19 protein-coding genes and 1 tRNA gene are annotated in these 23529 nt (G+C 68.1%); 17 read left to right on the top strand and 3 right to left on the bottom strand.

Going from position 1 to position 23529, the window contains the following annotated elements; all coding sequences use genetic code 11:
* Positions 1 to 199: 199 nt before the first annotated feature.
* Positions 200 to 760: a hypothetical protein gene (locus ACQI46_RS02230; protein WP_427092297.1), complete on the bottom strand. Its 561-nt coding sequence runs from the start codon at positions 758 to 760 to the stop codon at positions 200 to 202.
* A gap of 22 nt (positions 761 to 782) precedes the next feature.
* On the opposite strand from ACQI46_RS02230, the gene ACQI46_RS02225 reads away from it, so the two are divergent.
* From ACQI46_RS02225 to ACQI46_RS02205, 5 genes are all read left to right on the top strand, one after another.
* Positions 783 to 2591: a S15 peptidase family protein gene (locus ACQI46_RS02225; RefSeq protein WP_427092296.1), complete on the top strand. Its 1809-nt coding sequence runs from the start codon at positions 783 to 785 to the stop codon at positions 2589 to 2591.
* Between the two features lie 277 nt (positions 2592 to 2868).
* A complete protein-coding gene (locus ACQI46_RS02220; RefSeq protein ID WP_427092295.1) occupies positions 2869 to 3354 on the top strand; it encodes a DUF5994 family protein in 486 nt (161 codons plus the stop codon).
* 112 nt (positions 3355 to 3466) lie between these two features.
* Positions 3467 to 3670, top strand: coding sequence for a cold-shock protein (locus ACQI46_RS02215; RefSeq protein ID WP_370490401.1), 204 nt, complete (start codon positions 3467 to 3469; stop codon positions 3668 to 3670).
* Positions 3671 to 3843: 173 nt separating this feature from the next.
* Entirely contained in the window at positions 3844 to 4920 is a 1077-nt protein-coding gene (locus tag ACQI46_RS02210; protein WP_427092294.1) for a glycosyltransferase, read from the top strand.
* Positions 4921 to 4968: 48 nt separating this feature from the next.
* Complete coding sequence (locus tag ACQI46_RS02205; protein WP_427092293.1) at positions 4969 to 6096, top strand: fatty acid desaturase family protein; 1128 nt, start codon at positions 4969 to 4971, stop codon at positions 6094 to 6096.
* A gap of 76 nt (positions 6097 to 6172) precedes the next feature.
* On the opposite strand, the gene selD is transcribed toward ACQI46_RS02205, so the two are convergent.
* Positions 6173 to 7165: a selenide, water dikinase SelD gene (gene selD / locus ACQI46_RS02200; RefSeq protein ID WP_427092292.1), complete on the bottom strand. Its 993-nt coding sequence runs from the start codon at positions 7163 to 7165 to the stop codon at positions 6173 to 6175.
* Between the two features lie 41 nt (positions 7166 to 7206).
* Here selD and ACQI46_RS02195 point away from each other — a divergent pair.
* The 10 genes from ACQI46_RS02195 (at position 7207) to nrfD (ending at position 18738) form a co-directional block, all read left to right on the top strand.
* Positions 7207 to 7301: transfer RNA gene (locus ACQI46_RS02195), tRNA-Sec, on the top strand.
* A 65-nt stretch (positions 7302 to 7366) separates the two neighbouring features.
* Positions 7367 to 8647 carry an L-seryl-tRNA(Sec) selenium transferase gene (selA, locus tag ACQI46_RS02190; protein ID WP_427092291.1) on the top strand — a complete coding sequence of 427 codons (1281 nt, stop codon included), beginning with the start codon at positions 7367 to 7369 and terminating at the stop codon, positions 8645 to 8647.
* Positions 8635 to 10314 carry a selenocysteine-specific translation elongation factor gene (gene selB / locus ACQI46_RS02185; RefSeq protein WP_427092290.1) on the top strand — a complete coding sequence of 560 codons (1680 nt, stop codon included), beginning with the start codon at positions 8635 to 8637 and terminating at the stop codon, positions 10312 to 10314. The genes selA and selB overlap by 13 nt, the downstream gene beginning before the upstream one ends.
* Positions 10315 to 10328: 14 nt before the next feature.
* Positions 10329 to 10724 carry an ArsR/SmtB family transcription factor gene (locus tag ACQI46_RS02180; RefSeq protein ID WP_427092289.1) on the top strand — a complete coding sequence of 132 codons (396 nt, stop codon included), beginning with the start codon at positions 10329 to 10331 and terminating at the stop codon, positions 10722 to 10724.
* Positions 10721 to 11719, top strand: a complete 999-nt coding sequence (locus ACQI46_RS02175; RefSeq protein ID WP_427092288.1) for a cation diffusion facilitator family transporter — start codon at positions 10721 to 10723, stop codon at positions 11717 to 11719. The genes ACQI46_RS02180 and ACQI46_RS02175 overlap by 4 nt, the downstream gene beginning before the upstream one ends.
* Before the next feature lie 59 nt (positions 11720 to 11778).
* Positions 11779 to 12141 (top strand): PadR family transcriptional regulator, encoded by a 363-nt coding sequence (locus ACQI46_RS02170; RefSeq protein WP_427092287.1) that lies wholly within the window; start codon positions 11779 to 11781, stop codon positions 12139 to 12141.
* Positions 12138 to 13490: a permease prefix domain 1-containing protein gene (locus ACQI46_RS02165; protein WP_427092286.1), complete on the top strand. Its 1353-nt coding sequence runs from the start codon at positions 12138 to 12140 to the stop codon at positions 13488 to 13490. The genes ACQI46_RS02170 and ACQI46_RS02165 overlap by 4 nt, the downstream gene beginning before the upstream one ends.
* A 46-nt stretch (positions 13491 to 13536) precedes the next feature.
* The gene (gene fdh, locus ACQI46_RS02160; protein ID WP_427092285.1) at positions 13537 to 16803 is read left to right on the top strand and encodes a formate dehydrogenase; all 3267 of its coding nucleotides are present in this window, start codon (positions 13537 to 13539) and stop codon (positions 16801 to 16803) included.
* On the top strand, positions 16800 to 17702 hold the full coding sequence (locus ACQI46_RS02155; RefSeq protein ID WP_427092284.1) for a 4Fe-4S dicluster domain-containing protein: 903 nt from the start codon (positions 16800 to 16802) through the stop codon (positions 17700 to 17702). The genes fdh and ACQI46_RS02155 overlap by 4 nt, the downstream gene beginning before the upstream one ends.
* A gap of 64 nt (positions 17703 to 17766) precedes the next feature.
* Positions 17767 to 18738, top strand: coding sequence for an NrfD/PsrC family molybdoenzyme membrane anchor subunit (nrfD, locus tag ACQI46_RS02150; RefSeq protein ID WP_427092778.1), 972 nt, complete (start codon positions 17767 to 17769; stop codon positions 18736 to 18738).
* Here nrfD and ACQI46_RS02145 read toward each other — a convergent pair.
* Positions 18735 to 20504: a thiamine pyrophosphate-requiring protein gene (locus ACQI46_RS02145; protein WP_427092283.1), complete on the bottom strand. Its 1770-nt coding sequence runs from the start codon at positions 20502 to 20504 to the stop codon at positions 18735 to 18737. The two genes, nrfD and ACQI46_RS02145, sit on opposite strands and share 4 nt — an antisense overlap.
* Positions 20505 to 20600: 96 nt before the next feature.
* Here ACQI46_RS02145 and ACQI46_RS02140 point away from each other — a divergent pair, with 96 nt between their 5' ends.
* Together ACQI46_RS02140 and ACQI46_RS02135 are read left to right on the top strand one after the other, a co-directional pair.
* Complete coding sequence (locus ACQI46_RS02140; RefSeq protein WP_427092282.1) at positions 20601 to 21968, top strand: WS/DGAT/MGAT family O-acyltransferase; 1368 nt, start codon at positions 20601 to 20603, stop codon at positions 21966 to 21968.
* A 63-nt stretch (positions 21969 to 22031) separates the two neighbouring features.
* Positions 22032 to 23525 (top strand): serine/threonine-protein kinase, encoded by a 1494-nt coding sequence (locus ACQI46_RS02135; RefSeq protein WP_427092281.1) that lies wholly within the window; start codon positions 22032 to 22034, stop codon positions 23523 to 23525.
* Positions 23526 to 23529 lie beyond the last annotated feature (4 nt).

Here is a 23529-nt window from a genome sequence, read left to right as displayed (position 1 = left end):
ACGCTCGCGAACGCGTGTGACATGCACAACGGGACCGCAGTCGCTATAACCGCCGTCGGTGCGGTTAAACGTCGCCCATGCGGATCCACGGGTCCAAGACCTGTTCGAGGCGCGGATTTCGTACGCCGACGGACCCCCATCTGACTCATCGGTAAGAAATGGCTGAACGCCCCCGCTGCTGCGTCGCGCGGAGTTTGATCTATCCCATGGGTGCAGGGGCGTACATAGGTCGGGTTGGGGGTCTGGCGGTAGCGCTGGGTATCGGCGCGGCACTGTTGGCCGGTGCGGGCGTCGCCGCGGCTGATGACGGGCCGTCCTCGGCGGGCGAAGCGAGCAGCTCATCGAGCTCGTCGGACACCTCGAGAGCACCGAGCTCGAAGGAAACCTCCGAGCGGTCGACGCGAAGGTCTGAAGCGCGGGCCGCACGGCGCGCGGACAAGTCCACGAGGGCAGAGGTCGCCACAGAGGCGACCAGCCGGGAGGAGACCAGCCGCGCCGAGGCTCCGCCCGAGCCGGAACCGGCCCAACCTGAACCGGAGGAGCAGTCCGGACCGGCTGACGTCGACGATTCCTCGCCACCGAGCGACCCCTCGGCGAGCACGGACAAGCCCGACACCAGCGTCGGGTCACAACCGGTGAGTTCGTCGGCAGCGGCGCCGACCACGGCGAAGCCGACCCCCGCGGAGCGCAGGGTCGAACAGGCCACTCCGGCGCAGACCGCGACGGCCTCGTTGGGTCGCAGTGCACCGCGGCGGGCCACCGCCGACCCCGGGAACCCGGCCGTGCCGGGACTGACGTCGATGATGCTGTCGCTGGTGGCCGCGGGCCGCGAGGTGACGGGTGAGACGTCCCAGGCGCCGACCGCCGCAGCGACCGCCACGGCGCTGGACGAGGACGCACCGCGGTATCCGATTCCGACCGATGTGCGGGTCACCGAGGCGACGGCGGCGTTCGAATGGGTGCAGAAGATCCCGGTGCTGGGACCGCTGCTGGTGACGCCGGTGGTGCGGCTGCTGCATGCGATCCCGTTGGTCGGGGATGTGCTGCACCCGTTGATCGGCTGGCCGGTCGACCACCGGGCTGACCCGAACGCGCCGAAGCCGCGTACCGTGCTGGTCGAATCTTTCGACGGCGCAAAGATCTACGTCCACTTCATGCCTGCCAAGGGGTTGGCGGCCGGGGAGTCGGCGCCGACCGTCTTCAACGGACCGGGACTGGGTCTGCCGGGGTCGACGGCCCTGGATCTCAGGAGCGACAGCTTCCTGCCCAACGACGTGATCGGCGTCGGGGCGCTGCGGGACGCCGGCTACAACGTCGTCACCTGGGATCCCCGCGGCGAGTGGCGATCCCAGGGCCGAATGCAGTTGCAGTCACCGGATTTCGAGGGCCGCGACATCTCCCACGTCATCAGCTGGCTGTCCACCCTGCCGGAGGTCGCCAAGGACGGCGACGACCCGAGGATCGGGATGGTCGGGGCGTCCTACGGCGGCGGAATCCAGTTCGCCACCGCCGCGATCGACAAGCGGATCGACGCGATCGTGCCGACGATCGCATGGAACAGTCTGACGGACACGCTGTTTCCGACGCAGTCCGTGCGCAGTGGGTGGGCCACGTTGCTGACGTCGGTGCTGGTGCTGACGTTGTCGCGCCCGCACGAGCGGATCCTGCCCGCCGCGATCGTCGGCATCCTCACCGGCAAGGCGTCACAGTCCGACATCGATCTGCTCAACAGCCGCGGCTACACCGACCGCATCGGCGACATCACCGCGCCCACGCTGTTGGTGCACGGCACAGTGGACACGCTGTTCACGCTCGGTCAGGCCGACGCCAACGCCAGGGCACTGATCGAAGCCGGCACCACCACCAAGGTGCTGTGGTACTGCGGCGGGCACGGCACCTGCCTGAGCAGCTACAACGACGGTGAGGTCGTCATCGACAGGACGCTGAACTGGCTGGATCGCTACGTGAAGGGGGAGGACATCCCGACCGGCGCGCAGTTCGAGTGGGTGGATCAGCGCGGCAGGTGGTTCGAGTCCGACACTTATCCGGTGACTCCGGACTCCACGCCGCTGGTAGCCGAGCGCACCAGACGTCAGTCGCTGGCGATCGTCCCGTTCCTCGGCGGCTCGGGTCCCAACCCGTTCATCGTCACGCGCGGGCTCATCGCCACGATCCTCGGATTGCCTTCGGGTGCCTACGCACTCAACGCGGTCAACCTGCGCACCCCCAGAGTCACCGCGACGACGCACGTCCTCGGAGCGCCCTCGCTGACCCTGACGTACTCGGGGACCGGGACTGCCCGCCATGTGTACGCCCAGATCGTCGACAACAGCACCGGACTGGTGCTGGGCAACCACGTCACGCCCATTCCAGTCGAGCTCGACGGGCGGAACCATGAGGTGACGGTGTCGCTGGAACACGTCGCCCACACCCTCAACCCCGGGCAATCCGTGACGGTGCAGGTGATGACGTCGGCGTTCCCGTTCTGGAATCTGTACTCGTGGGGCGGCATCGCGATCGGGAGCATGAGTGTGCGGCTTCCGACCTTGGCCTCGGTGGCCGCGGCGCAGGCACCCATTCTCGCGGCGTAGGTGTACTGTCGAACGTAGGCCGCGTCACTCGCAGTCCCCATCGGCGGACTCGCCCCCCACGGCATTGCGCGTGGCCTCCGATGCGATCTCTTCGCTCGGACCACGTACAGGGGTGACTCCCGTACCACTCAAGGACATGTTTTATGGATACGTCTGAACTGTTTTCGCATCGTCAGGCGCCGCAGGTCATCAACACCGATGAGCACTCTTCCGAGCCGGTACAGGCTCCCGTTTTCTCCGACCAGCCGCGTAGGCAGTCCTCCGACACCGCGGGCGCATGAACGGTATGGCGCGGTCCCGCCGCGCATCCAAGCCTGTTCGTGCCACGCTGGCCAAAGAGCTCGGCGGAACCATCGACGGTGCCTGGTGGCCGCACTCGGCGCTGATCGCCGCAGAGCTGCCCGAGCTCATCGGAGCCCTGCATCGGACGCTCGGAGAGATCATCGACATCCGGATCAACTGGTCGGCCACCGAAGGGCAATCCGACTTCGAGACGATGGTCACCGGTTCGCGTTTGATGCGCAGCAACGACCTCGCCCGCCGTCCCCGCTTGATGGCGGTCAAGGGTGCCGAGGGAAGCGCGAAGCTGTTGGTGGTGCCCAGCATGACTTCGCAGGCGCTCGGCTCGATCGTCATGCGCGTCGCAGCCGGGCTGCCCGCTCCGAGCAGCAACGGCGATGCGAAGCTGTTCGACACAGCTCAGACGGTGATGCGCCTCGCCGAAGCCGAAAGCGCGAAGTGGGCTGAGGCTGCCAACATCTAATCCGTTGTCGCGCAAGTCATTTACTCACTGCAGTTCCCATATGCGCAGGTGGCGTGCTAGGCTCTACAAAGATGTCTCTCGACATCTATTCACATGAGGAAGTTGAAAAAGTATGGCACAGGGAACTGTGAAGTGGTTCAACGGCGACAAGGGCTTCGGCTTCATCGCCCCCGATGGCGACGCTGGTGACGTTTTCGTTCACTACAGCGAGATCAACGGAAGCGGATACCGCTCACTCGAGGAGAACCAGCGCGTTGAGTTCGAGATCGAGCAGGGCAACAAGGGGCCGCAGGCCGTGCGAGTGACTGCCATCTAAGGCAGACCAAGACCTCAATGTGGGCTGGTGAGTGACTCTCACCAGCCCACATTTCTTTTTCCGCCGAGATTGCATTCCACGCGCTGGATTTCGCGATGTTCCCGCGGTGGACGCAACTTCGAAGAGGATGAAGAACCCTGCGCGTCGTAATGCTGAGCACCTTCCCGCCATCGGTGAGTGGCACCGCGAGGTTCAGTGCCCGCCTGGCGCAAGCACTGTCGGACCTGGGTGTCGAGGTCGGTGTCGTCCGGCTGGGCGACGAATCCGCCTCGCCGGACACACGGGTGGTCGGCGAACTGGTCGACGGATCCGAAGAGTCGCTGATCAGCTGCGTCGAACTGCTCAACAGCGGTGACGTCGCACTGATTCAGCACCAGGACGACCTGTACGGCGGTGTGTACGGCGAAGCGCTGCTGAACGTCCTGAGCGCGCTGCGGGTGCCGTCGGTGGTCGTGATCCATACGGTGCCGAAAAGCCCCGAGCCGCATCGCCGTTGGGTGCTGGAACGCATCGCGGCGACTGCCGACCAACTGGTCGTGCTCTCGGATGCGGCACGAGAGCGCCTCTGCCAGGACTACGCCGTCGAGCGCGACAGGATCCTGACCATCCCGCACGGCGCGACGATCCCGACCGGCCCTCGTCTCAAACGCCCGAGCCGCCCGATACTGCTCACGTGGGGTTCGCTCGGCCCGGGTAAGGGCGTCGAGCGGGTCATCGACGCGATGCCATCGCTGCGGGACGTGTCGGGACCACCGCGCTACCTGGTGGTGGGGCAGACGCATCCGAAGGTCGCCGCGGTGGACGGCGAGACGTACCGCGAGGCCAGGATGGAGCAGGCCGTTCGCAGCGGAGTGGCCGGTTCGGTGGTCCTCGACGAACGCCGGTACGCCCGCGCGACCCTGACCGAGTTGGTCCAGTCGGCATCCGCGGTCGTCCTGCCGTACGACTCACGCGAGCAGGTGTCCTCGGCGATCCTCGTCGAGGCCATCGCCGGCGGCAGGCCCGTGGTGGCCACCGCGTTTCCCCACGCCGTGGAACTGCTCTCCAGCGGAGCCGGCATCATCGTCGACCACGACGATCCCGCAGCGATGGCCTCCGCACTGCGGCAGGTGCTGACCCAACCGCGGGCGGCCGGCGCCATGGCGGCCGAAGCCCGGCGACTGGCGCCCACAATGGCGTGGTCGACTGTCGCCGATGCCTATATCCGGCTCGCGCAGCGGGTACTCGACGAAAATTGCGCGCGGCGATGATCACCCCCCGGTCCGCCGCGGACCCGGACAAGCGAACGGAACCTGCATTTGGCCATCACGGACACCGCCGCGTACGCACACCTCACCGACGAGGACGTCGCGTCGCTGGGCTATGAGCTCGACGCCATCCGCCGCGAGGTCGAGGAATCGATCGGGTCGCGCGACGCGGCCTATATTCGACGCACCATCGCGTTTCAGCGCGGTCTCGACATCGCCGCGCGGCTGGTGCTGGCCGCCACCCGCTCGCGCGCCGGGTGGCTCGTCGGCACGGCAGCGCTGGCGACGGCGAAGAGCATCGAGAACATGGAGATCGGCCACAACGTCAGCCACGGCCAATGGGATTGGATGAATGATCCCGAGATCCACTCGAGCACCTGGGAGTGGGACATGGTGGCGGTGTCGGCGCAGTGGCGCTATTCGCACAACTACCGCCACCACGTGTTCAACAACATCGTCGGCGTCGACGACGACCTCGGCTTCGGGGTGATGCGGGTGACGCGCGACGAGCCGTGGAAGCCCGAGCACCTCATTCAGCCACTGCGCAACATCCTGCTCGCAGTGATCTTCGAATGGGGCATCGCGCTGCACGGTGTGCACTCCGAGCGGGACCGGTCCGAGGGCGACGCTGCGCGGATCTCCCGCGAGCGCAAGACGTTGGGCACCAAGATCTTCCGTCAGATGGTCAAGGACTACCTGGTGCTGCCCGCGCTCGGCGGACGACGCTGGCGCCGGGTACTGGCGGGAAACGCGGTCGCCAACCTCGCCCGCAACCTGTGGGCGTATGTGGTGATCTTCTGCGGGCACTTCCCCGACGGCGCCGAGAAGTTCACCGCCGACGTGCTGGAGAACGAGTCCCGCGGCGAGTGGTACCTGCGACAGATCCTGGGTACCGCCAACTTTCGCGCCGGCCGCGTTCTGGGATTCCTCAGCGGCAATCTGTGCTACCAGATCGAGCACCACTGCTTCCCCGACCTGCCGAGCAATCGCTACGCGCAGATCGCCGGGCCGGTGCGCGCCATCTGCGACAAGTACGACGTGCCGTACACCACCGGTTCGCTGGCGCGCCAGTACCTGCTGACGCTGCGCACCATCCACAAACTTGCGCTGCCGGACCGCTTCCTTTTGGCCACCAGCGACGACGCACCGGAGACCGCGTCGGAGAAGAAGATCCGCTAGCCCCGTCTCCCGCCGAAATCGCATTCCACGCGCGTCAAGTCGCCATTTTCCCGCGCTGAGCGCAACCTCGGCGCGACTACCGCACGATGATCGTGTGTTCGCCGCGCGGCACCAGCTCGCCGATCACCGGGGCTCCCGGGATTTCGCCGGCGATCAGCAGTCCGCCGGAGGTCTGCGCATCGGCCAGCAGCAGCGCCTCGTCCTCACTGATCGCCGACACGTCGATGTGCGGCGCGACCCACTCCAGGTTGCGCCGGGTACCGCCGCTGACGAACCCGTCGCGCAACGCCTCCCGCGCACCGTCGATGTAGGGCACGGCCTTCGCATCGACGACTGCGGTGACCCCGCTGGCGCGCGCCAACTTGTGCAGATGCCCGAGCAGCCCGAACCCCGTGACGTCCGTGGCGCATTCGACGCCGGCCCGCAGCGCGGCGGCCGACGCCTCGGCATTCAAGGTGGTCATCACCTCGATGGCCTGCTCGAAGCGTTCGCCGGTGTTCTTGTGCCGGCTGTTGAGCACGCCGATGCCGAGCGGTTTGGTCAGCGACAGCGGAATGCCAGGCTTCCCGGCGTCATTGCGCAGCAACCGCTTCGGGTCTGCGACGCCGGTGACCGCCAGTCCGTACTTGGGTTCGGGATCGTCGACGCTGTGTCCCCCGGCCAGGTGGCAGCCGGCCTGGCTGCAGACGTCGAGTCCGCCGCGCAGCGTCTCGGCGGCCAGCTCGAACGGCAGCACGTCACGGGGCCAGCCCAGCAGGTTCACCGCGACCACCGGCTGTCCACCCATTGCGTAGACGTCCGAGAGCGCGTTGGTGGCGGCGATGCGACCCCAGTCGTAGGGGTCGTCGACCACGGGGGTGAAGAAGTCCGTCGTCGCGATCAGCGCCGTGTCACCCGCGATGCGTACCGCCGCGGCGTCGTCACCGTCGTCGAGTCCGACCAGCAGCTCACCTACCGGGTTCACAACCTGCGCCGATGTCAGGCCACGTACGACGTCCTCGAGTTCGCCGGGCGGGATCTTGCAGGCACAGCCACCGCCGTGGGCGTACTGGGTCAGGCGCTTCTCCATGTGTCCCATGCTGCCCTGCCATGATGGGAGCCATGGCTCAGGGAGGCGTATTCGGTCTGGTGACCGGCGCGATCTTCAAAATCGTCGAGCGGCAGTCGCTGTCGCTGGCGGGTTCGATTCCCGTCCGCCTCCGCCAGCCGTTCCCCTGCGATTTCGGCGTGCTCAGCGACGCTGAGCGTGCGTCAGCACGCCGAAATCGCCATGGATGACCCCCGTCGGCGGGTGCCGCGCACCGACGCGCTACTCGCCGACCCCCGTCTGGTCGAGGCGCAGCGCGTCCTGGGCCGCGAGCTGGTCAAGTCGGTGATCGCCGACGCTCAGCAGAAAGCGCGCCGCGGTGACATCGCCCCGGAGCAGGTCGCCGACGCCGCGGTGGCCGCGCTGCCGACGGGCGCGTCGAGTTTGCGGCCGGTGATCAATGCGACCGGCGTGGTCGTACACACGAACCTGGGACGTGCGCCGCTGTCGCAGGCGGCGGTGGACGCGATCGTCACCGCCAGCGGCGCCACGGACGTCGAGTTCGACCTCGCCACCGGGCGGCGGGCCAAGCGTGGCCGTGGCGCACTGCAGGCGCTCGCCGACGCCGTGCCGACCGCGGGCGGTGTGCACGTGGTCAACAACAACGCCGCCGCGCTGCTGCTGGCCGCGATGACGCTCGCTCCGGGCAAGGAGATGATCGTCAGCCGGGGGGAGCTCATCGAGATCGGTGACGGCTTCCGGCTGCCCGCGCTCATGGAGTCGACCGGCTCGCGCATCCGCGAGGTCGGCACCACCAACCGCACGCATCTGCGCGACTACGCCGACGCGATCGGGCCCGACACGGGCTTCATCCTCAAGGTGCATCCGTCGAACTACGCGGTCAGCGGCTTCACGTCCGCGGTGTCGGTGACCGAGCTGAGTGCCCTGGACACTCCGCTGGTCGTCGACATCGGCTCCGGCCTGCTGACGCCGCACCCGCTGCTGCCCGACGAGCCCGACGCCACCACGGTGTTGCGCGCTGGTGCGGACCTGGTCACCGCCTCGGGGGACAAGCTGCTGGGTGGTCCGCAGGCCGGGCTGCTCTTCGGCGACGCCGATGTGATCGAACGTCTGCGCCGACATCCGGCGGCCCGTGCGCTGCGGGTCGACAAACTCACGTTGGCCGCACTGGAGGCGACGCTGACCGGCCCACCGCCGCCGGTCGCGCAGGCATTGACTGTGGACGTCGCGACACTGCGGGAGCGCGCGGCGCTGCTGGCCGCGCAGCTGCCCGACGCCGAGGCGGTCGACTGTGTGGCTGCCGTCGGCGGTGGCGGCGCCCCCGGCGTCGAATTACCCAGTGCTGCAGTCGCTTTACCGCAGCGGTACGCGGCAGTGTTGCGCACGGGAAAGACGCCGGTGGTGGGCCGGCTCGAGAGCGGCCGATGCCTGCTGGATCTGCGCACTGTCGCGCCGGAGGACGACGACGCGCTGCTCGAGGCCGTGCGGGCATGTACGTCGTAGCCACCGCCGGACATGTCGATCACGGCAAGTCGACGCTCGTGCAACGGCTCACCGGCATGTGGCCGGACCGGCTCGCGGAGGAACAGCGCCGCGGCCTGACCATCGACCTGGGCTTCGCGTGGACGAACATCGAGGGTCGCGACATCGCGTTCGTCGACGTGCCAGGCCACGAGCGGTTCGTCGGCAACATGCTCGCCGGCGTCGGCCCGGTGGCGGCGGTGATGTTCGTCGTCGCCGCGAACGAGGGCTGGATGCCGCAGACCGAAGAGCATTTCGCCGCGCTGCAGGCGCTCGGCGTCACGCACACCCTGGTGGTGATCAGCAAGGCTGACCTGGCCGATCCCGGCGACACGATTACCCAAGTGCGCGAGCGGTTTCCGCGCGCGCCGATCGTGCTGGGCACCGATCTCGAGCGGGTGCGTGCGGAGCTGGTCGCGTTGGTCGACAGGCTGCCCGCGGCGGACCGCGACGCCGACATTCGGTTGTGGGTGGACCGGTCGTTCACGGTGCGCGGTGCGGGCACCGTGGTGACGGGAACCCTTGCCGCAGGCACGATTCGGATCGGTGACGAACTCGAGTGCGACGGTCGACGGGTCACCGTGCGGGGTCTGCAGTCGCTGGGCGCCGACCGCACCGAGGTCGCGGCGGTCGCGCGCGTCGCGGTGAACGTGCGCGGTGTGGATCGGCGTGACATCGCCCGCGGTGACACGCTGCGCACGCCCGGCGCGTGGATCGACACGTCCGAGGTCGACGTCGCGGTGCGTACCGATGGCAAGCTGCCCCAGCAGCTGATGCTGCACATCGGCTCGGCGGGAGTGCCGGTGCATGTGCGGCCCCTCGGGGACGTCGCAGCGCGGCTGCGGCTGGCGCGTCCGCTGCCGCTGCGGATCGGCGACGTCGGGCTCCTGCGCGATCCCGGCGGGCACCGCATCGCCGCGGGGGTCGAGGTGCTCGATGTGCGGCCGCCGCTGCTGCGTCGACGCGGTGACGCCCGCGCCCGGGCCGCGCAGCTGGTCGAAGGACACGCGCCACCACCGGTCTGCGCACGCGGGAAAGACCTGCGCGCCATGGGATTTCCCGCACAGGGTGTGCAGGTCGGGGAGTGGGTGGTCGAGCCCGGTTGGTGGGCCGAGCAGCGTGGCAGCGCCGTCGAGGTGGTGCAGCGGTGGGCCGCGCAGCATGACGTCGCGGCGGGCATGCCGTTGGAGACGGTGCGCCAGGAGCTGGGCTTGCCGGCAGCGGAACTGGTGGTCCCACTGCTCGACGGCACCGGATTGCAGATCGTCGACGGCCGCGTGCGACGTCCGGGAGCCGGCCTGCCGGAACGGGTCGACAAGGCGGTGCGAACGCTCGAGGAGTGGCTGGCCGCCGAGCCGTTCCGCGCACCGGAGGCCGCGGAGCTGGCCGAGCTGGAGTTCGGACCCAAGGAGCTCGCCGCAGCGGTGCGTGCCGGCCGGCTCACCCGCATCGCCGACGGCGTGGTCCTCGGCGCGGACGTCGTCGAACGAGCGGCCGAGGTGCTCGAGACACTGCCGCAGCCGTTCACCGTCGCGCAGGCCAAGCGGGCCTGGAACACCACCCGTCGGGTCGCGGTGCCGCTGCTGGAGGTGCTCGACGCGCGCGGAGTCACCCGGCGCCTCGATGACGGAACCCGCCGACTGCCCTGAGCTACTATCTGCGTATGGATGCAGATAGTGGGGTATGTCGTCGGCGGCTACCCGACGATCAGGTCGCACTGGTGGTCGAGGTCTTCCGGATGCTCGCCGACACCACCCGGGTGCAGGTCCTCTGGGCGTTGAACGGCCGGGAGATGTCGGTCAACGAACTCGCCGAACACGTGGGCAAGCCCGCACCCTCGGTGTCCCAGCATCTGGCGAAACTGCGCATGGCACGCCTGGTCCGGACCCGCCGAGCAGGGACCACCATCTTCTACGCGTTGGAGAACGACCACGTCGGCCAACTGGTGTCCGACGCGGTGTTCAACGCCGAACACGCCGGCCCGGGGGTCCCCGGACATCACCGCGACAGCGCCGGCCTGCGCGATCTTCACGCAGACACGCGACAAGCCGGCGCATGACTCACGAAGCCCGACCCCACCTCGGTCACGACCACCACCACGACCACCGCCACGGGCTGCGCGGTGCACTCAAGGAAGTGTTCGCGCCGCACAGCCACGACGCCTCCGACAGCATCGACGACGAACTTGAGTCCAGTCGGGCAGGTATCCGCGCGGTCAAGATCAGTCTGCTCGCCCTCGGGCTCACCGCGGCTGCGCAAGCCGTCGTCGTCGCGGTGTCCGGTTCGGTGGCGCTCCTGGCTGACACGGTGCACAACCTCTCCGACGCGCTCACCGCGATCCCGCTGTGGGTGGCATTCGTGCTGGGACGGCGCGCGGCGACGCGCCGATTCACCTACGGATACGGCCGGGCCGAGGATCTCGCCGGGCTGTTCGTCATCGCGATGATCGCGTTGTCCGCGGCGGTGGCGGCCTACGAGTCGATCAAGCGGCTGTTCCAGCCGGCCGCGATCGACCACGTCGGCTGGGTGGCCGTCGCCGGACTCATCGGGTTCATCGGGAATGAACTTGTCGCGGTGTACCGCATCCGGGTCGGCCGGCGCATCGGGTCGGCAGCCCTGGTCGCGGACGGCTTGCATGCCAGAACCGACGGATTCACGTCCCTGGCAGTGCTTCTCGGTGCCGCAGCGGTCGCGCTCGGATTCCCGCTCGCCGACCCGATCATCGGACTGGTCATCACCGCAGCCATTCTCGCGGTGTTGCGGACCGCGGCGCGCGACGTCTTCAGGAGGTTGCTCGACGGCGTCGATCCCGAGCTGATCGACGCCGCAGAAGCGGCGTTGGCCGCCGAGCAAGGCGTGCGCGAGGTGCGTAGCGTCAAGATGCGGTGGATCGGGCACCGTCTGCACGCCGACGCCGAACTCGACATCGACCCGACTCTGACGCTTGCCGAGGCGCACGCGGTCGCCCACGAAGCAGAGCACACCCTGACCCACGCCGTTCCGAAATTGTCGTCGGCTCTCGTCCACGCCTATCCCTGCCCAACCTCGGTCTAGCCGGGGCGGGCCAAGTTGTTCGAGGCCCATATACCTAACAGTGCTAGGGTAGCGGTGCTATGTATATCGACAAGGACTTGGTGGCGGCCTCGGCGACCCCGCTGGTGCTCGGCATACTCGCCGAGGGCGAGTCCTACGGTTACGCCATCCTCAAGCGGGTGAATGACCTGTCAGCCGGGCAGATTCAATGGAGTGACGGCATGCTGTACCCGCTGTTGCATCGGCTGGAGCGACTGGGGCTGGTGACGTCGTCGTGGACCCGGTCCGAGAGTGGGCGTCGCCGGAAGCATTACGCGATCACCGACGCTGGTCGGGAGATGCTCGTCGAACGCCGAACACAGTGGGAGGCGATGGCCGACATGCTGGACCAGGTCTGGCGCAGTGTGCAGCCGCCGCCCTCCGCGGCCGGGGGCTGGGCGTGACAACCGGCGACCCGGTGGTGGAATCGCAGATCGGTCACTGGCGGGGATACGTCGAACGTCACGCCGCGATCTCCACCGCTGACGTTGACGAGATGGAAGACCATCTGCGCAACCAGATTTCGGATCTGTCGACCGTGGGGCTCAACGCCGACGAGGCGTTTCTGGTCGCGGTCAAACGCATGGGCGATGTCGACAGCATCTCGCGAGAATTCGCGCGCGAGCACTCCGAGCGGTTGTGGAAACAATTGGTGCTGCTGCCTGTCGACGGCGACGGGCGCACCGCACGATCCCACCGCGAACTCTTCGTCGTGATCGGCCTGGCCGTCGGTTCGGCCGTGGTCACCAAGATCGGGTCCACGGTCATGGGCGGCGGATACGGATTCGCCCGCTACGCCGCACTTTTCGTGTTGCCGTTCCTGGTCGCGTACTTCTGCTGGAAACGGCGGGTGTCCGGTCGGGTGATCGCTGCGCTGGGCGCGGCGTTCACGGCCGCGGCCGTCGTGCTGTCGGTGTATCCGTTCGAGGTGGGCGGCGTCACCGAAGTCATCGCGACCATCCACATCCCGATCGCGTTGTGGTTCGCCGTGGGTGTGGCCTACACCGGCGGCCAGTGGCGCAACGGCCGACGACGGATGGACTTCATCCGGTTCACCGGAGAGTGGGTGGTGTACCTGACCCTGCTCGGCCTGGGCGGCGGTGTGCTGACGGCCTTGACCGTCGGCGCGTTCGAGGCACTGGGCAGCGACATCGAGCCGGTGGTGGAGGACTGGTTGGTGGCGTGTGCGGCACCGACGGGCGTGCTCGTCGCGGCGTGGCTGGTCGAGGCGAAACAAAGCGTGGTGGAGAACATTGCCCCGGTGCTGACCCGGGTGTTCACCCCGCTGACGACGCTGATGCTGGTCGCCCTGCTGGGTGCGTTCGCGGTGTCGGGCAGCGTCGTGGATGTCGACCGCACCTTGCTGATCCTGATGGACGTCATCCTCGTGCTCGTCCTCGGACTGCTCCTCTACGCGATCTCGGCCCGCGACCCACAGCTGCGGCCCGACTTCTTCGATCGGCTGCAACTGCTGCTCGTCCTCAGTGCGTTGGCCGTCGATGCACTGATGCTCGTCGCCATGCTGACCCGTATCGCGGAGTTCGGTTCGAGCGCCAACAAGGTCACCGCGCTGGGTCTCAACCTGGTGCTGCTGGTCAACCTCACATGGTCGGCGTATCTGCTCGGGGGCTTTCTGCGTGGCCGCCGCGAGTTCACCGCGATGGAGCGATGGCAGACCGGGTATCTGCCGGTGTTCGGGCTGTGGGCGGCTCTGGTCGTCGTCGCCATCCCGCCGATGTTCGGCTTCGTCTAGCTCGGGCGGGTGGTTTGATTGGTGGCGACTGGGTAGGAGGTACGACGTGGACATCAAGGGCCTGTTTCAGTCGTGGCCGGTGTACCGGCAGCTCACCGGCGACGACAAGCTCGGCCGCGGCAAGGCCGCGCAGAGCCCCCGCAGTCTGACGCTGACCCCGCGCACCGCCGAGGCCGACCGCGTCGTCAAATCGGTGTGCCCGTTCTGCGCTGTGGGTTGTGCGCAGAACGTTTACGTCAAAGACGAGAAGGTCGTCCAGATCGAGGGCAACCCGGACAGCCCGATCTCCCGAGGCCGTCTGTGCCCGAAGGGTTCTGCCAGTAAGCAATTGGTCACCGGACCGCAGCGCCTCACGAAGATCAAATACCGGCCGCCGTATGCCACCGAGTGGCAGGAGCTGGACCTCGAGACCGCGATGGACATGGTCGCCGACCGGGTCATCGACGCGCGCGCCCGGAGTTGGCAGGACTTCGACAAGGACCGTCACACCTTGCGCCGCACCATGGGTATCGCCAGCCTCGGTGGCGCCACGCTGGACAACGAAGAGAACTACCTGATCAAGAAGCTGTTCACCGCGCTGGGAGCGTTACAGATCGAGAACCAGGCGCGCATATGACACAGCGCCACAGTTCCCGGTCTGGGAGCTTCCTTCGGTCGCGGCGGGGCGACGGATTATCAGCAGGATCTCGTCAACTCTGACTTCATCGTCATCATGGGCTCGAACATGGCCGAGGCTCATCCGGTCGGGTTCCAGTGGGTGATGGAGGCGAAGGCGCGGGGCACCGGTGTGGTGCACATCGATCCGCGGTTCACCCGCACCAGCGCGTTGTCCGACCGGCACGTCCCGCTGCGGGCGGGTAGTGACATCGCCTTCCTGGGTGGGGTCATCAACTACATCCTGAGCAACGGGCTCGACTTCCGGGAGTACGTCACCGCGTACACCAATGCGTCGTTCCTGGTCGACGAACGCTTCGCCGACGCGGAGGATCTCGACGGGCTGTTCTCCGGGTACGACGACGCCACCGCCTCGTACGACCCGTCCACGTGGCAGTACGAGAGCACCGATGCCGAGGAGGGCGGCGCCGACGCCAAGGAGGAGAGTGCCGGGGACCGCTCGGGTTCCGGCGGACCACCCATCGAAGGTGCTGCCGGCGGCATCCCGAACGATCCGACGCTGCAGCATCCGCGCTGCGTCTACCAGATCCTCAAGCGCCACTACGCCCGCTATACGCCGGAGATGGTCGAGCGGGTGTGCGGCATTCCCGCCGACGTCTTCCTCGACGTCGCGCGCAAGTGGACGGAGAACTCGGGCCGCGAGAAGACGGCGGCACTGGTCTACAGCGTCGGCTGGACCCAACACACGTTGGGTGCCCAGTTCATTCGGGCCGGCGCCATCATCCAGCTGCTGCTGGGCAACATCGGCCGCCCCGGTGGCGGGGTGTTCGCCCTGCGTGGTCACGCCAGCATCCAAGGGTCGACCGACGTGCCGACACTGTTCAACCTGCTGCCCGGCTATCTCGCGATGCCGCAGGCCGGTCACGAGACACTGGCCGACTACCTCGACGACATCAAGAGCCGCAACCAGAAAGGCTTCTGGCACAACGCCGACACCTACATGGTGTCGCTGCTCAAGGAGTACTGGGGCGAGCACGCGACCGCGGAGAACGACTACTGCTTCGACTATCTGCCGCGCATCAACGGCGACCACGGGACCTACCGCACCGTGATGGACATGGTCGACGGCAAGGTGTTCGGCTACTTCCTGCTCGGACAGAACCCGGCGGTGGGTTCGGCGCACGGGCGGTTGCAGCGCCTCGGTATGGCCAACCTCGATTGGCTGGTGGTGCGTGATCTCGTGGAGATCGAGAGCGCCACCTTCTGGCGCGACGGCCCGGAGGTCGAGACGGGTGAGATCTCCCCGCAGACGTGTCGCACCGAGGTGTTCCTGTTTCCGGCCGCATCGCACGTCGAGAAGTCGGGTACGTTCACCCAGACCCAGCGGATGTTGCAGTGGCGCGACCAGGCTGTCGAACCACCTGGCGACGCGCGCAGCGAACTGTGGTTCTTCTACCACCTGGGTCGCATCCTGCGCGAAAAGCTCGCCGGCTCAACCGATGACCGCGACCGTCCGCTGCTGGACCTGTGGTGGGACTACCAGCTCGACGGCGACGAACCGTCAGCTGAGGACGTGTTGCGTCGCATCAACGGCGTCGACTTGACCACCGGCCGGGCCGTCGACAGTTACCTCGAACTGAAGGCCGACGGGTCCACCGCGTGCGGGTGCTGGATCTACAGCGGTGTTTACGCCGACGAGGTGAATCAGGCGGCGCGGCGTAAACCGCACACCGAGCAGGGGCCTTACGACAACGAGTGGGGTTGGACCTGGCCGCTGAACCGGCGCGTGCTGTACAACCGCGCGTCGGCGGACCCGCAGGGCCGGCCGTGGAGCGAGCGCAAGAAGCTCGTGTGGTGGGATCCGGACAAGGGTGAGTGGACTGGCTACGACGTCCCGGATTTCGAGAAGAACAAGGCGCCGGACTATGTGCCGACCCCTGAGGCCGTCGGCGTGGCGGCGCTGCGTGGCGACGACGCGTTCGTGATGCAGGCCGACGGCAAGGGCTGGCTCTTCGCCCCCAACGGGGTGCTCGACGGTCCGCTGCCTACCCACTACGAACCGCACGAATCCCCGGTGCGTAACCCGCTGTACCAGCAGCAGGGCAACCCTGCACGGAAAGTGTATGGGCGAGCGGACAATCCGTCGAACCCGTCTTGGCCGGACGCTCACGGCGAGGTGTTCCCGTTCGTGTTCACCGCCGCACGGCTGACCGAGCACCACACCGCCGGCGGGATGAGCAGGCAGCTGCCATACCTCGCCGAGCTGCAACCGGCGTTGTTCGTCGAAGTGTCACCGGAACTCGCGCGAATCCGCGGCTTGAACCACATGGACTGGGCGCATGTCATCACCAGTCGCGCCGCGGTCGACGCCCGGGTTTTCGTGACCGACCGCATGCGCCCACTGCGGGTGGAAAACCGTGCTGTGCACCAGATCTGGATGCCCTACCACTGGGGTAACGCCGGTTTGGTCGACGGCGACGTCGTCAACGACCTGCTGGGCGTGGTCGCCGACCCGAACGTGTTCATCCAGGAGAGCAAGGTCGCCACCTGCGACATCCAGCCGGGCCGCCGGCCGCGTGGTCCGCTGCTGCTGGAGTATCTGCGTGAGTACCGCGAACGCGCGCAGATCACGCCGGAGACCGGAACGCAGCTCGACACCACCGAGCCGTCGCGCGAGCACACCGAGGAGACGCCATGAGCCGGAACAGTTTCTACGGCCCACTCGACGACGTGGCGGGGGAGGCCGGCTACGAGGAGCATCCGCCGCGGGTCGGGTTCTTCACCGATACGTCGGTGTGCATCGGCTGTAAGGCCTGCGAGGTGGCGTGCAAGGAGTGGAATCAAGTGCCCGTCTCAGGAGATGGGGACGGATTCAACCTGCTGGGTATGTCGTTCGACAACACCGGCGAACTCGGCGCGAACTCGTGGCGGCATGTGGCGTTCATCGAGCAGCCCGCCCGTGAGCCCGAAGATCTCGGCATGCCGGCCTTCGAGCGTCCCGGTGATGCGACCGGCGCGGAAGCCCGGCAGGACTTCCGCTGGCTGATGTCTTCGGATGTGTGCAAGCACTGCACTCACGCCGGCTGTCTGGACGTCTGCCCGACCGGTGCGCTGTTCCGCACGGAGTTCTCGACTGTGGTTGTGCAGCAGGACATCTGCAACGGCTGCGGCTATTGCGTGTCCGGTTGCCCGTACGGGGTGATCGAGCGACGCGAAGGCGACGGCCGGGCCTGGAAGTGCACGCTGTGCTACGACCGCCTGCACGACGGCCTGGAACCTGCGTGCGCGAAGGCGTGCCCGACCGACTCGATCCAGTTCGGCGTGCTCGACGAACTGCGCGAGCGCGCGGCGCTGCGTATCGAGGAACTGCACGAGCGGGGGATCACCGAGGCTCGGCTCTACGGACACGACCCCAACGACGGGGTCGGCGGCGACGGTGCGTTCTTCCTGCTGCTCGACGAACCGGAAGTGTATGGGCTGCCACCGGATCCGGTGGTGCCGACCCGGGACGCCGGTGCGATGTGGCGCTACGCCGGGATGGCCGCGTCGGCGTTGGTGGGGGTGGCGGTGTCGGCGTTCCTGGGGCGGCAGCGATGAGCGCTCGCGCGAAGAGCAGAGGACAGTCGTGAAGGAGAAGCTCAGCGACACCGGCGCATCCGACATGCATGCGCACTCCCGCCACCGGCGCGGCGGCAGAGAGGACATGGCCGTCGCGCCCGCCGACTTCCGGTCCTACTACGGCCGGCAGATTCTCAAGACGCCGGTGTGGAACTGGATGATCGCCGCCTACCTGTTCAGCGGTGGGCTGTCGGCGGGTTCGGCGCTGCTCGCCGCGGGCGCCGATCTGACCGGGCGGCCGCAGCTGCGGAAGGTGTCGCGAGTCGGCGCGCTGGTCAGTGTGCTGGCGAGTCTGTATTTCCTGATCGGCGATCTCGGCCGCCCGGAGCGCTTCCACCACATGCTGCGGGTCGCCAAGCCGAGCTCGCCGATGAGCATGGGCACGTGGATCCTCGGCGCGTACGGGCCCGGCGCAGGGCTGGCCGCGGTGGCCGAGTTGATGCCGCGTCGGCTTCGACGCAGCCTGCTGGGCCGGCTGGTCGACAAACTGGCCCGTCCCGCCGGCCTGGAAGCAGCGGCGGTTGCACCCGGAGTGGCGTCGTACACCGCAGTTCTGTTGTCGCAGACCGCCGTTCCGGCCTGGCGTGAGGCGCATCCGTATCTGCCGTTCATCTTTGTCGGCTCGGCCGCCGCAAGTGGTGCCGGCCTGGGCATGCTGCTGGCGCCAGTGGCCGAGACCGGTCCGGCGCGGCGGATGGCCGTCACGGGGTCGGCGCTCGAGGTGGCGGCGTCGCGGACGATGGAGCGCCGGCTGGGACTGGTCGGGGAGGCGTACACGACCGGGCGCCCGCACCTGCTGCGGCAGTTGTCGGAGATCCTCACTGTCGGCGGGGCGGTCGGCGCGGTGGTGGCGGGCTCACGCCGGTGGGCGATTGCCGCGTCGGGCGCGGCACTGTTGGCCGGTAGCGCGCTGCAGCGGTTCGGGGTCTTCGAAGCCGGGGTCGCGTCGACGAAGGACCCGAAGTATGTCGTGGTGCCGCAGCGGGAGCGGTTGAACGCCGCCCAGCGTGTTTAACGGTTGTTCTCCGCACTGCGCTGACGGTGCATCCGATCGCGGGCGGCTTTACCGTCGTCCTCGGCCTCCAGCGCGTCATACATTTTGTCCGCCTTGGCTTCCGGCATCAGGGGTGGCAGCAGCGGGGTGGCGGCATCGACGATCGCCTCGATCACCACGGGCCGTTCGGCTTGGAACGCGCGCTGCCACGCCACGGTGGCCTGAGCCGACTCTGTGACGCGAATCCCGGTGAGCCCCAGCAGTTCCGCGTAGTCGGCGTAGGGGAAGGACGGGACGTCCTGTGAGGCGGGGAAGCGGGGGTCGCCTTCCATCTCGCGCTGTTCCCACGACACTTCGGACAGGTCCGCGTTGTGCAGCACCAACACCACGAACCGGGGATCGGTCCACTGCTGCCAGCGGTCGGCGATGGTGATGAGTTCGAGCAGCCCCGACATTTGCATGGCGCCGTCGCCGACGAGCGCGACGACGGGCCGGTCGGGTGCGTCGAGTTTGGCGGCGATGCCGTACGGCAGCGCGCATCCCATCGAGGCCAGGTAGCCGGACACATGCGCGGGCACGCCGGGCGGCAGCCGCAGATGGCGGGCATACCAGTACGTCGTCGAACCGACATCGACGGCGACGCGCGCGTTGGACGGCAGGAACTCGTTGAGTTCGCGGACGACGAATTCGGGGTTGGCGTTGACGGTCTCCTCGCGACACCGTTGTTCGGCCAGCGCCATCCAGGTTCCGGTCCAGTGGTGGATCTGCTGTTCCCAACCGCGGTCCTTGGTCGGCTTGAGCAGCGGCAGCAGGTCGGAAAGCGCTTGCCGCGCATCACCACAGACGGCCACGTCGATCGGGTACTTGGCGCCCAGCACGCGCGCCTCGATGTCGATCTGCACCGCACGAGCCTGGCCCGGCGCCGGGTAGAACTCCGTCCACGGGTCGTTGGAGCCGACGATGAGCAGGGTGTCGCAGTGGCGCATCAACTCGGCGCTCGCGGTGGTACCAAGGTGGCCCATCACACCGGTGTGCCAGGGCAAGGATTCGTCGAGCACCGGCTTGCCCAGCAGCGAGGTCGTGACTCCGGCGCCGAGAGCGTCGACCACCGCGGCGATTTCGTCGGTGGCGCCGGCCGCCCCGCGACCCACCAGCAGCGCCACTCTCGCGCCGGCGTTGAGGACGTCGGCGGCCAGGCGGATCTGCTCGGCTGGGGCGTTGATGCGGGGCCTCGTCGATACCGGCGCCGAGGGCACCACCCCGTGACTGTGCGGGATCTCGTCGGGCATCTCGGCCTTCTGCACGTCGTGCGGGACGATCAGACACGTCGGAGTGGAGGTGGCCAGCGCGGTGCGCATCGCGTTGTCCAGCGCGGCCATGGCCTGCTCAGGTGCGAACACCGTCTGGACGTATTGCGCGCACACGTCTTTGAACAATGCGTGCAGGTCGACTTCCTGCAGATAGCCGCTGCCCAACGCGGTCGACACCACCTGCCCCACGATGGCCACCACCGGGCGGCGATCCAGTTTGGCGTCGTAGAGCCCGGCCAACAGGTGGATCGCACCGGGCCCCTGGGTGGCCAGGCAGACCCCGACTTCGCCGGTGTACTTCGCATGCCCGCATGCCATGAACGCCGCGAGCTCCTCATGCCGCGTCGCGATGTAGTCGGGCGAACCGGCGCGCTGCAGCGCACCGAGCACGGTGTTGATGCCGTCACCGGCATATCCGAACACTCGCGTCACACCCCAGTCCTGCAGGCGGCCGATCAGGGCGTCGGCGACATTCATGGCGGCTCCTCGGGTCATCCGGTCCCGGCTACCCGCGGCGGGTTTTGCGAAACCCTGCCGGTTTGACGCGCCTGTCACCGGGGGTACGTCGGATGGGTGGAGCGGCTCAGTGGTCTGGATGCGGGTTTGTTGTACTGCGAGTCCGAGGCAGTGCCGCTGCACGTGTGCTCGGTGCTCGAGCTCGACACCTCCACCGTTCCCGGCGGCTACAGCTACGAGCGCTTCCGCACCGAGTTGGCCAAACGGATGCCGGCGGTCCCGGAGTTCCGCACCAAGCTCGGCGACAGCCAGCTGAATCTCGATCACCCGGTGTGGGTGGAGGACAAGGACTTCGACCTGTCCCGGCACGTGCACCGCGTCGCCGTGCCGGCCCCAGGTGGGCGTGAGGAGTTGGCGGAGGTGTGCGGCCAGATCGCCTCCACCCGGCTCGATCGCAGCAAGCCGCTGTGGGAGTTGTGGGTGATCGAAGGCACCGGCGAGAACTCGCTGGCCGTGATGATGAAGGTGCACCACGCGGCGGTCGACGGGGTCTCGGCGGCCAACCTGCTCAACCAGCTACTCGACGTCGAACGTGACGCGCCGCCGCCGGATCCGGTGGACGGCCCCGGCGATGCGTCGCGGTTGGGTATCGCCGTCGACGGGCTGGTGCGTTTCCTGACGCGGCCGTTGCAGCTGACCCGCACGGTCCCGGAGACGGCGGCCATGCTGGCCAAGACGGTGCAGCGCGCGGTCACCGGCTCGGCGATGGCCGCGCCGTTCTCGGCGCCCCACACCCGGTTCAACGCGGAGCTGACCGGTGAGCGCAGCATCGCGACGGTGCAGCTGGACCTCAACGACGTGAAGAAGGTCAAGAACGCGTTCGACGTGAAGGTCAACGACGTGGTGATGGCGCTGTGCGCCGGAGCGTTGCGCGGCTTTCTGGCCGACCGCGGCGAGCTGCCGGACAAGCCGCTGATCGCGGTGGTCCCGGCGTCGGTGCACGGCCAGACCGACCGGCCGGGCCGCAATCAGCTCTCCGGCATGTTCTGCAATCTGCACACCAATGTCGAGGACCCGTCCGACCGCCTGCAGACGATTGCCGAATCCAATGTGCGCGCCAAAGAGCACAGCGGATCGCTGGGTCCGACGTTGCTGATCGATCTGGCGCAGAGCATCTCGCGGACCGGCTACACCTGGCTGTTGGGCCTGCTGTCGCGGGCTCCGCTGAGCAACACGGCGATCCACAACGCGGTGATCTCCAACGTTGCCGGCCCGCCGACCACGCTGTACAGCTGCGGCGCCGAGGTCAAGGCGCTGTATCCGCTGGGGCCGATCTTCCACGGCTCGGGGCTCAACATCACGGTGATGTCGCTGGCCGACACTCTCAACGTGGGCATCGTGTCCTGTCCGAAGCTGGTCGATAACCTGTGGGATCTGGCCGACCGGTTCTCGTCCGAGCTCGAGGAGCTGGTGCGCCGCTGCTGACCGGCGTTAGGCGGTCGCAGCGTGCGGGAAGCCTACGGCCGGTCGAGACGGAAAGGACGGCATGTGAGCTCCGCGAGAGGCGGCTTCCGGTTGGGCACGCGGTTCGGGCCCTATGAGCTGCGGTCGCTGATCGGCGTCGGAGGCATGGGCGAGGTGTATCGCGCCTACGACACTCAGCGGGAGCGGATGGTCGCGATCAAGCTGCTCCGTCCCGAGGTGGCCGCCGACCCGAGCTTTCAGCAGCGGTTTCGCCGTGAGTCGCGGGTGGCCGCGCGGCTGCAGGAACCGCACGTCATCCCGGTGCACAACTTCGGCGAGATCGACGGCGTGCTCTACATCGACATGCGCCTGGTCGAAGGCGCCAGCCTCAAGGACGTGCTGCGCACCGACGGTGCGTTGCCGCCGGCGCGTGCGGTCGCGATCATCCGGCAGGTCGCCTCGGCGTTGGACGCCGCACATGCCCACGGACTGGTGCACCGCGACATCAAACCGGAGAACGTGCTGCTGACCGCCGACGACTTCGCCTACCTGGTGGACTTCGGCATCGCGCACGGCGGCGGCGAGGCGTCGGTGACGTCGACGGGTCTGGTGGTGGGGTCGAGTGCGTACATGGCGCCGGAGCGGTTCAGCGGGGACCGCGGCGGGCCGGCGTCGGACGTGTACTCCCTGGCCTGTCTGCTGTACGAGACGCTGACGGGGCGGGCGCCGTTCTCGGCCGGCGATCTGCGGCAGGTGATGGGCGCGCACATGTTCACCCCGCCGCCGCGGCCCAGCATCATGCGCCGCGGGATCAGCCGGGCGTTCGACGACGTCGTCGCGCGCGGCATGGCGAAGACGCCCGGTGAGCGCTACGCGTCGGCCGGCGAGCTGGCTCAGGCCGCGTCGGCGGCCCTCTCCGGTGCCGCGGCGGTCTCCGGTGCCGCGACGCCCGACACACCGCCGTCGACGCGCCAGTTCTCGACGGTCTATCCGAACCCGGCGGCCACCGGCTACGCGCCGTACCCGCCGCCGCCCGCGCCCGTGGCCGCACCTCCGCCTGCGCGCCGGTTCGGCCGCGGGCAGGTGGCGTTGATGGTCACCACGGTCGTGCTGTTCGCCGCCGCGCTGGTGCTGGCGGTCGTGCTGGTCTTCGGCGGAGACACCGCGCCGTCGACGCCGCGGTTGGCGGCACCACCGCAGTCCTCGTCGACCACCACGACCACGTCTCGCCCCGGTGACGGCGAAGGAATCACCGGCGTCTCGGGTACGGATTCGCGAGGCTTCGTCGGGCATACGGCGCGCTGCGACTCCGCGGACTCACCGGCCGCGGCGATCAAGACGTCGCTGTCGCTGGCGATCATCTGTGAGACCTCCGAGGGCGACTACTACTACCGCGGGGAGCGGCTGCGCGACGGCGCGAACATCCGGATCGACAACGTGCGTCGCTCCGGCGACGGGTTCGTGGCAGTCAACCCGGCTGACGGGGCGCGCTATGACGTACAGCCCGATCAGCTGACGATTTCCAGTAACGGGAGCGTGGACTCCGCGGAGCCGGCTCTGGAGTACGGGTCGAGCTGATACT

The organism is Mycobacterium sp. SMC-4 (assembly GCF_050205565.1).
Taxonomy (GTDB): Bacteria; Actinomycetota; Actinomycetes; order Mycobacteriales; family Mycobacteriaceae; genus Mycobacterium.
Note: the sequence above shows the minus strand (reverse complement) of the source record. Positions and strands in the feature narration are given on the sequence as shown.

Bases quoted from the DNA above. Each gene is read 5' to 3' on its own strand.
- ACQI46_RS02155 (WP_427092284.1), top strand. From the start codon at position 16,800: ATGAGCCGGAACAGTTTCTACGGCCCACTCGACGACGTGGCGGGGGAG.
- ACQI46_RS02145 (WP_427092283.1), bottom strand. From the start codon at position 20,504: ATGAATGTCGCCGACGCCCTGATCGGCCGCCTGCAGGACTGGGGTGTG.
- ACQI46_RS02170 (WP_427092287.1), top strand. From the start codon at position 11,779: ATGTATATCGACAAGGACTTGGTGGCGGCCTCGGCGACCCCGCTGGTG.
- selB (WP_427092290.1), top strand. From the start codon at position 8,635: ATGTACGTCGTAGCCACCGCCGGACATGTCGATCACGGCAAGTCGACG.
- selD (WP_427092292.1), bottom strand. From the start codon at position 7,165: ATGGAGAAGCGCCTGACCCAGTACGCCCACGGCGGTGGCTGTGCCTGC.
- ACQI46_RS02215 (WP_370490401.1), top strand. From the start codon at position 3,467: ATGGCACAGGGAACTGTGAAGTGGTTCAACGGCGACAAGGGCTTCGGC.
- ACQI46_RS02175 (WP_427092288.1), top strand. From the start codon at position 10,721: ATGACTCACGAAGCCCGACCCCACCTCGGTCACGACCACCACCACGAC.
- selA (WP_427092291.1), top strand. From the start codon at position 7,367: ATGGATGACCCCCGTCGGCGGGTGCCGCGCACCGACGCGCTACTCGCC.
- nrfD (WP_427092778.1), top strand. From the start codon at position 17,767: ATGCATGCGCACTCCCGCCACCGGCGCGGCGGCAGAGAGGACATGGCC.
- ACQI46_RS02180 (WP_427092289.1), top strand. From the start codon at position 10,329: ATGGATGCAGATAGTGGGGTATGTCGTCGGCGGCTACCCGACGATCAG.
- ACQI46_RS02220 (WP_427092295.1), top strand. From the start codon at position 2,869: ATGAACGGTATGGCGCGGTCCCGCCGCGCATCCAAGCCTGTTCGTGCC.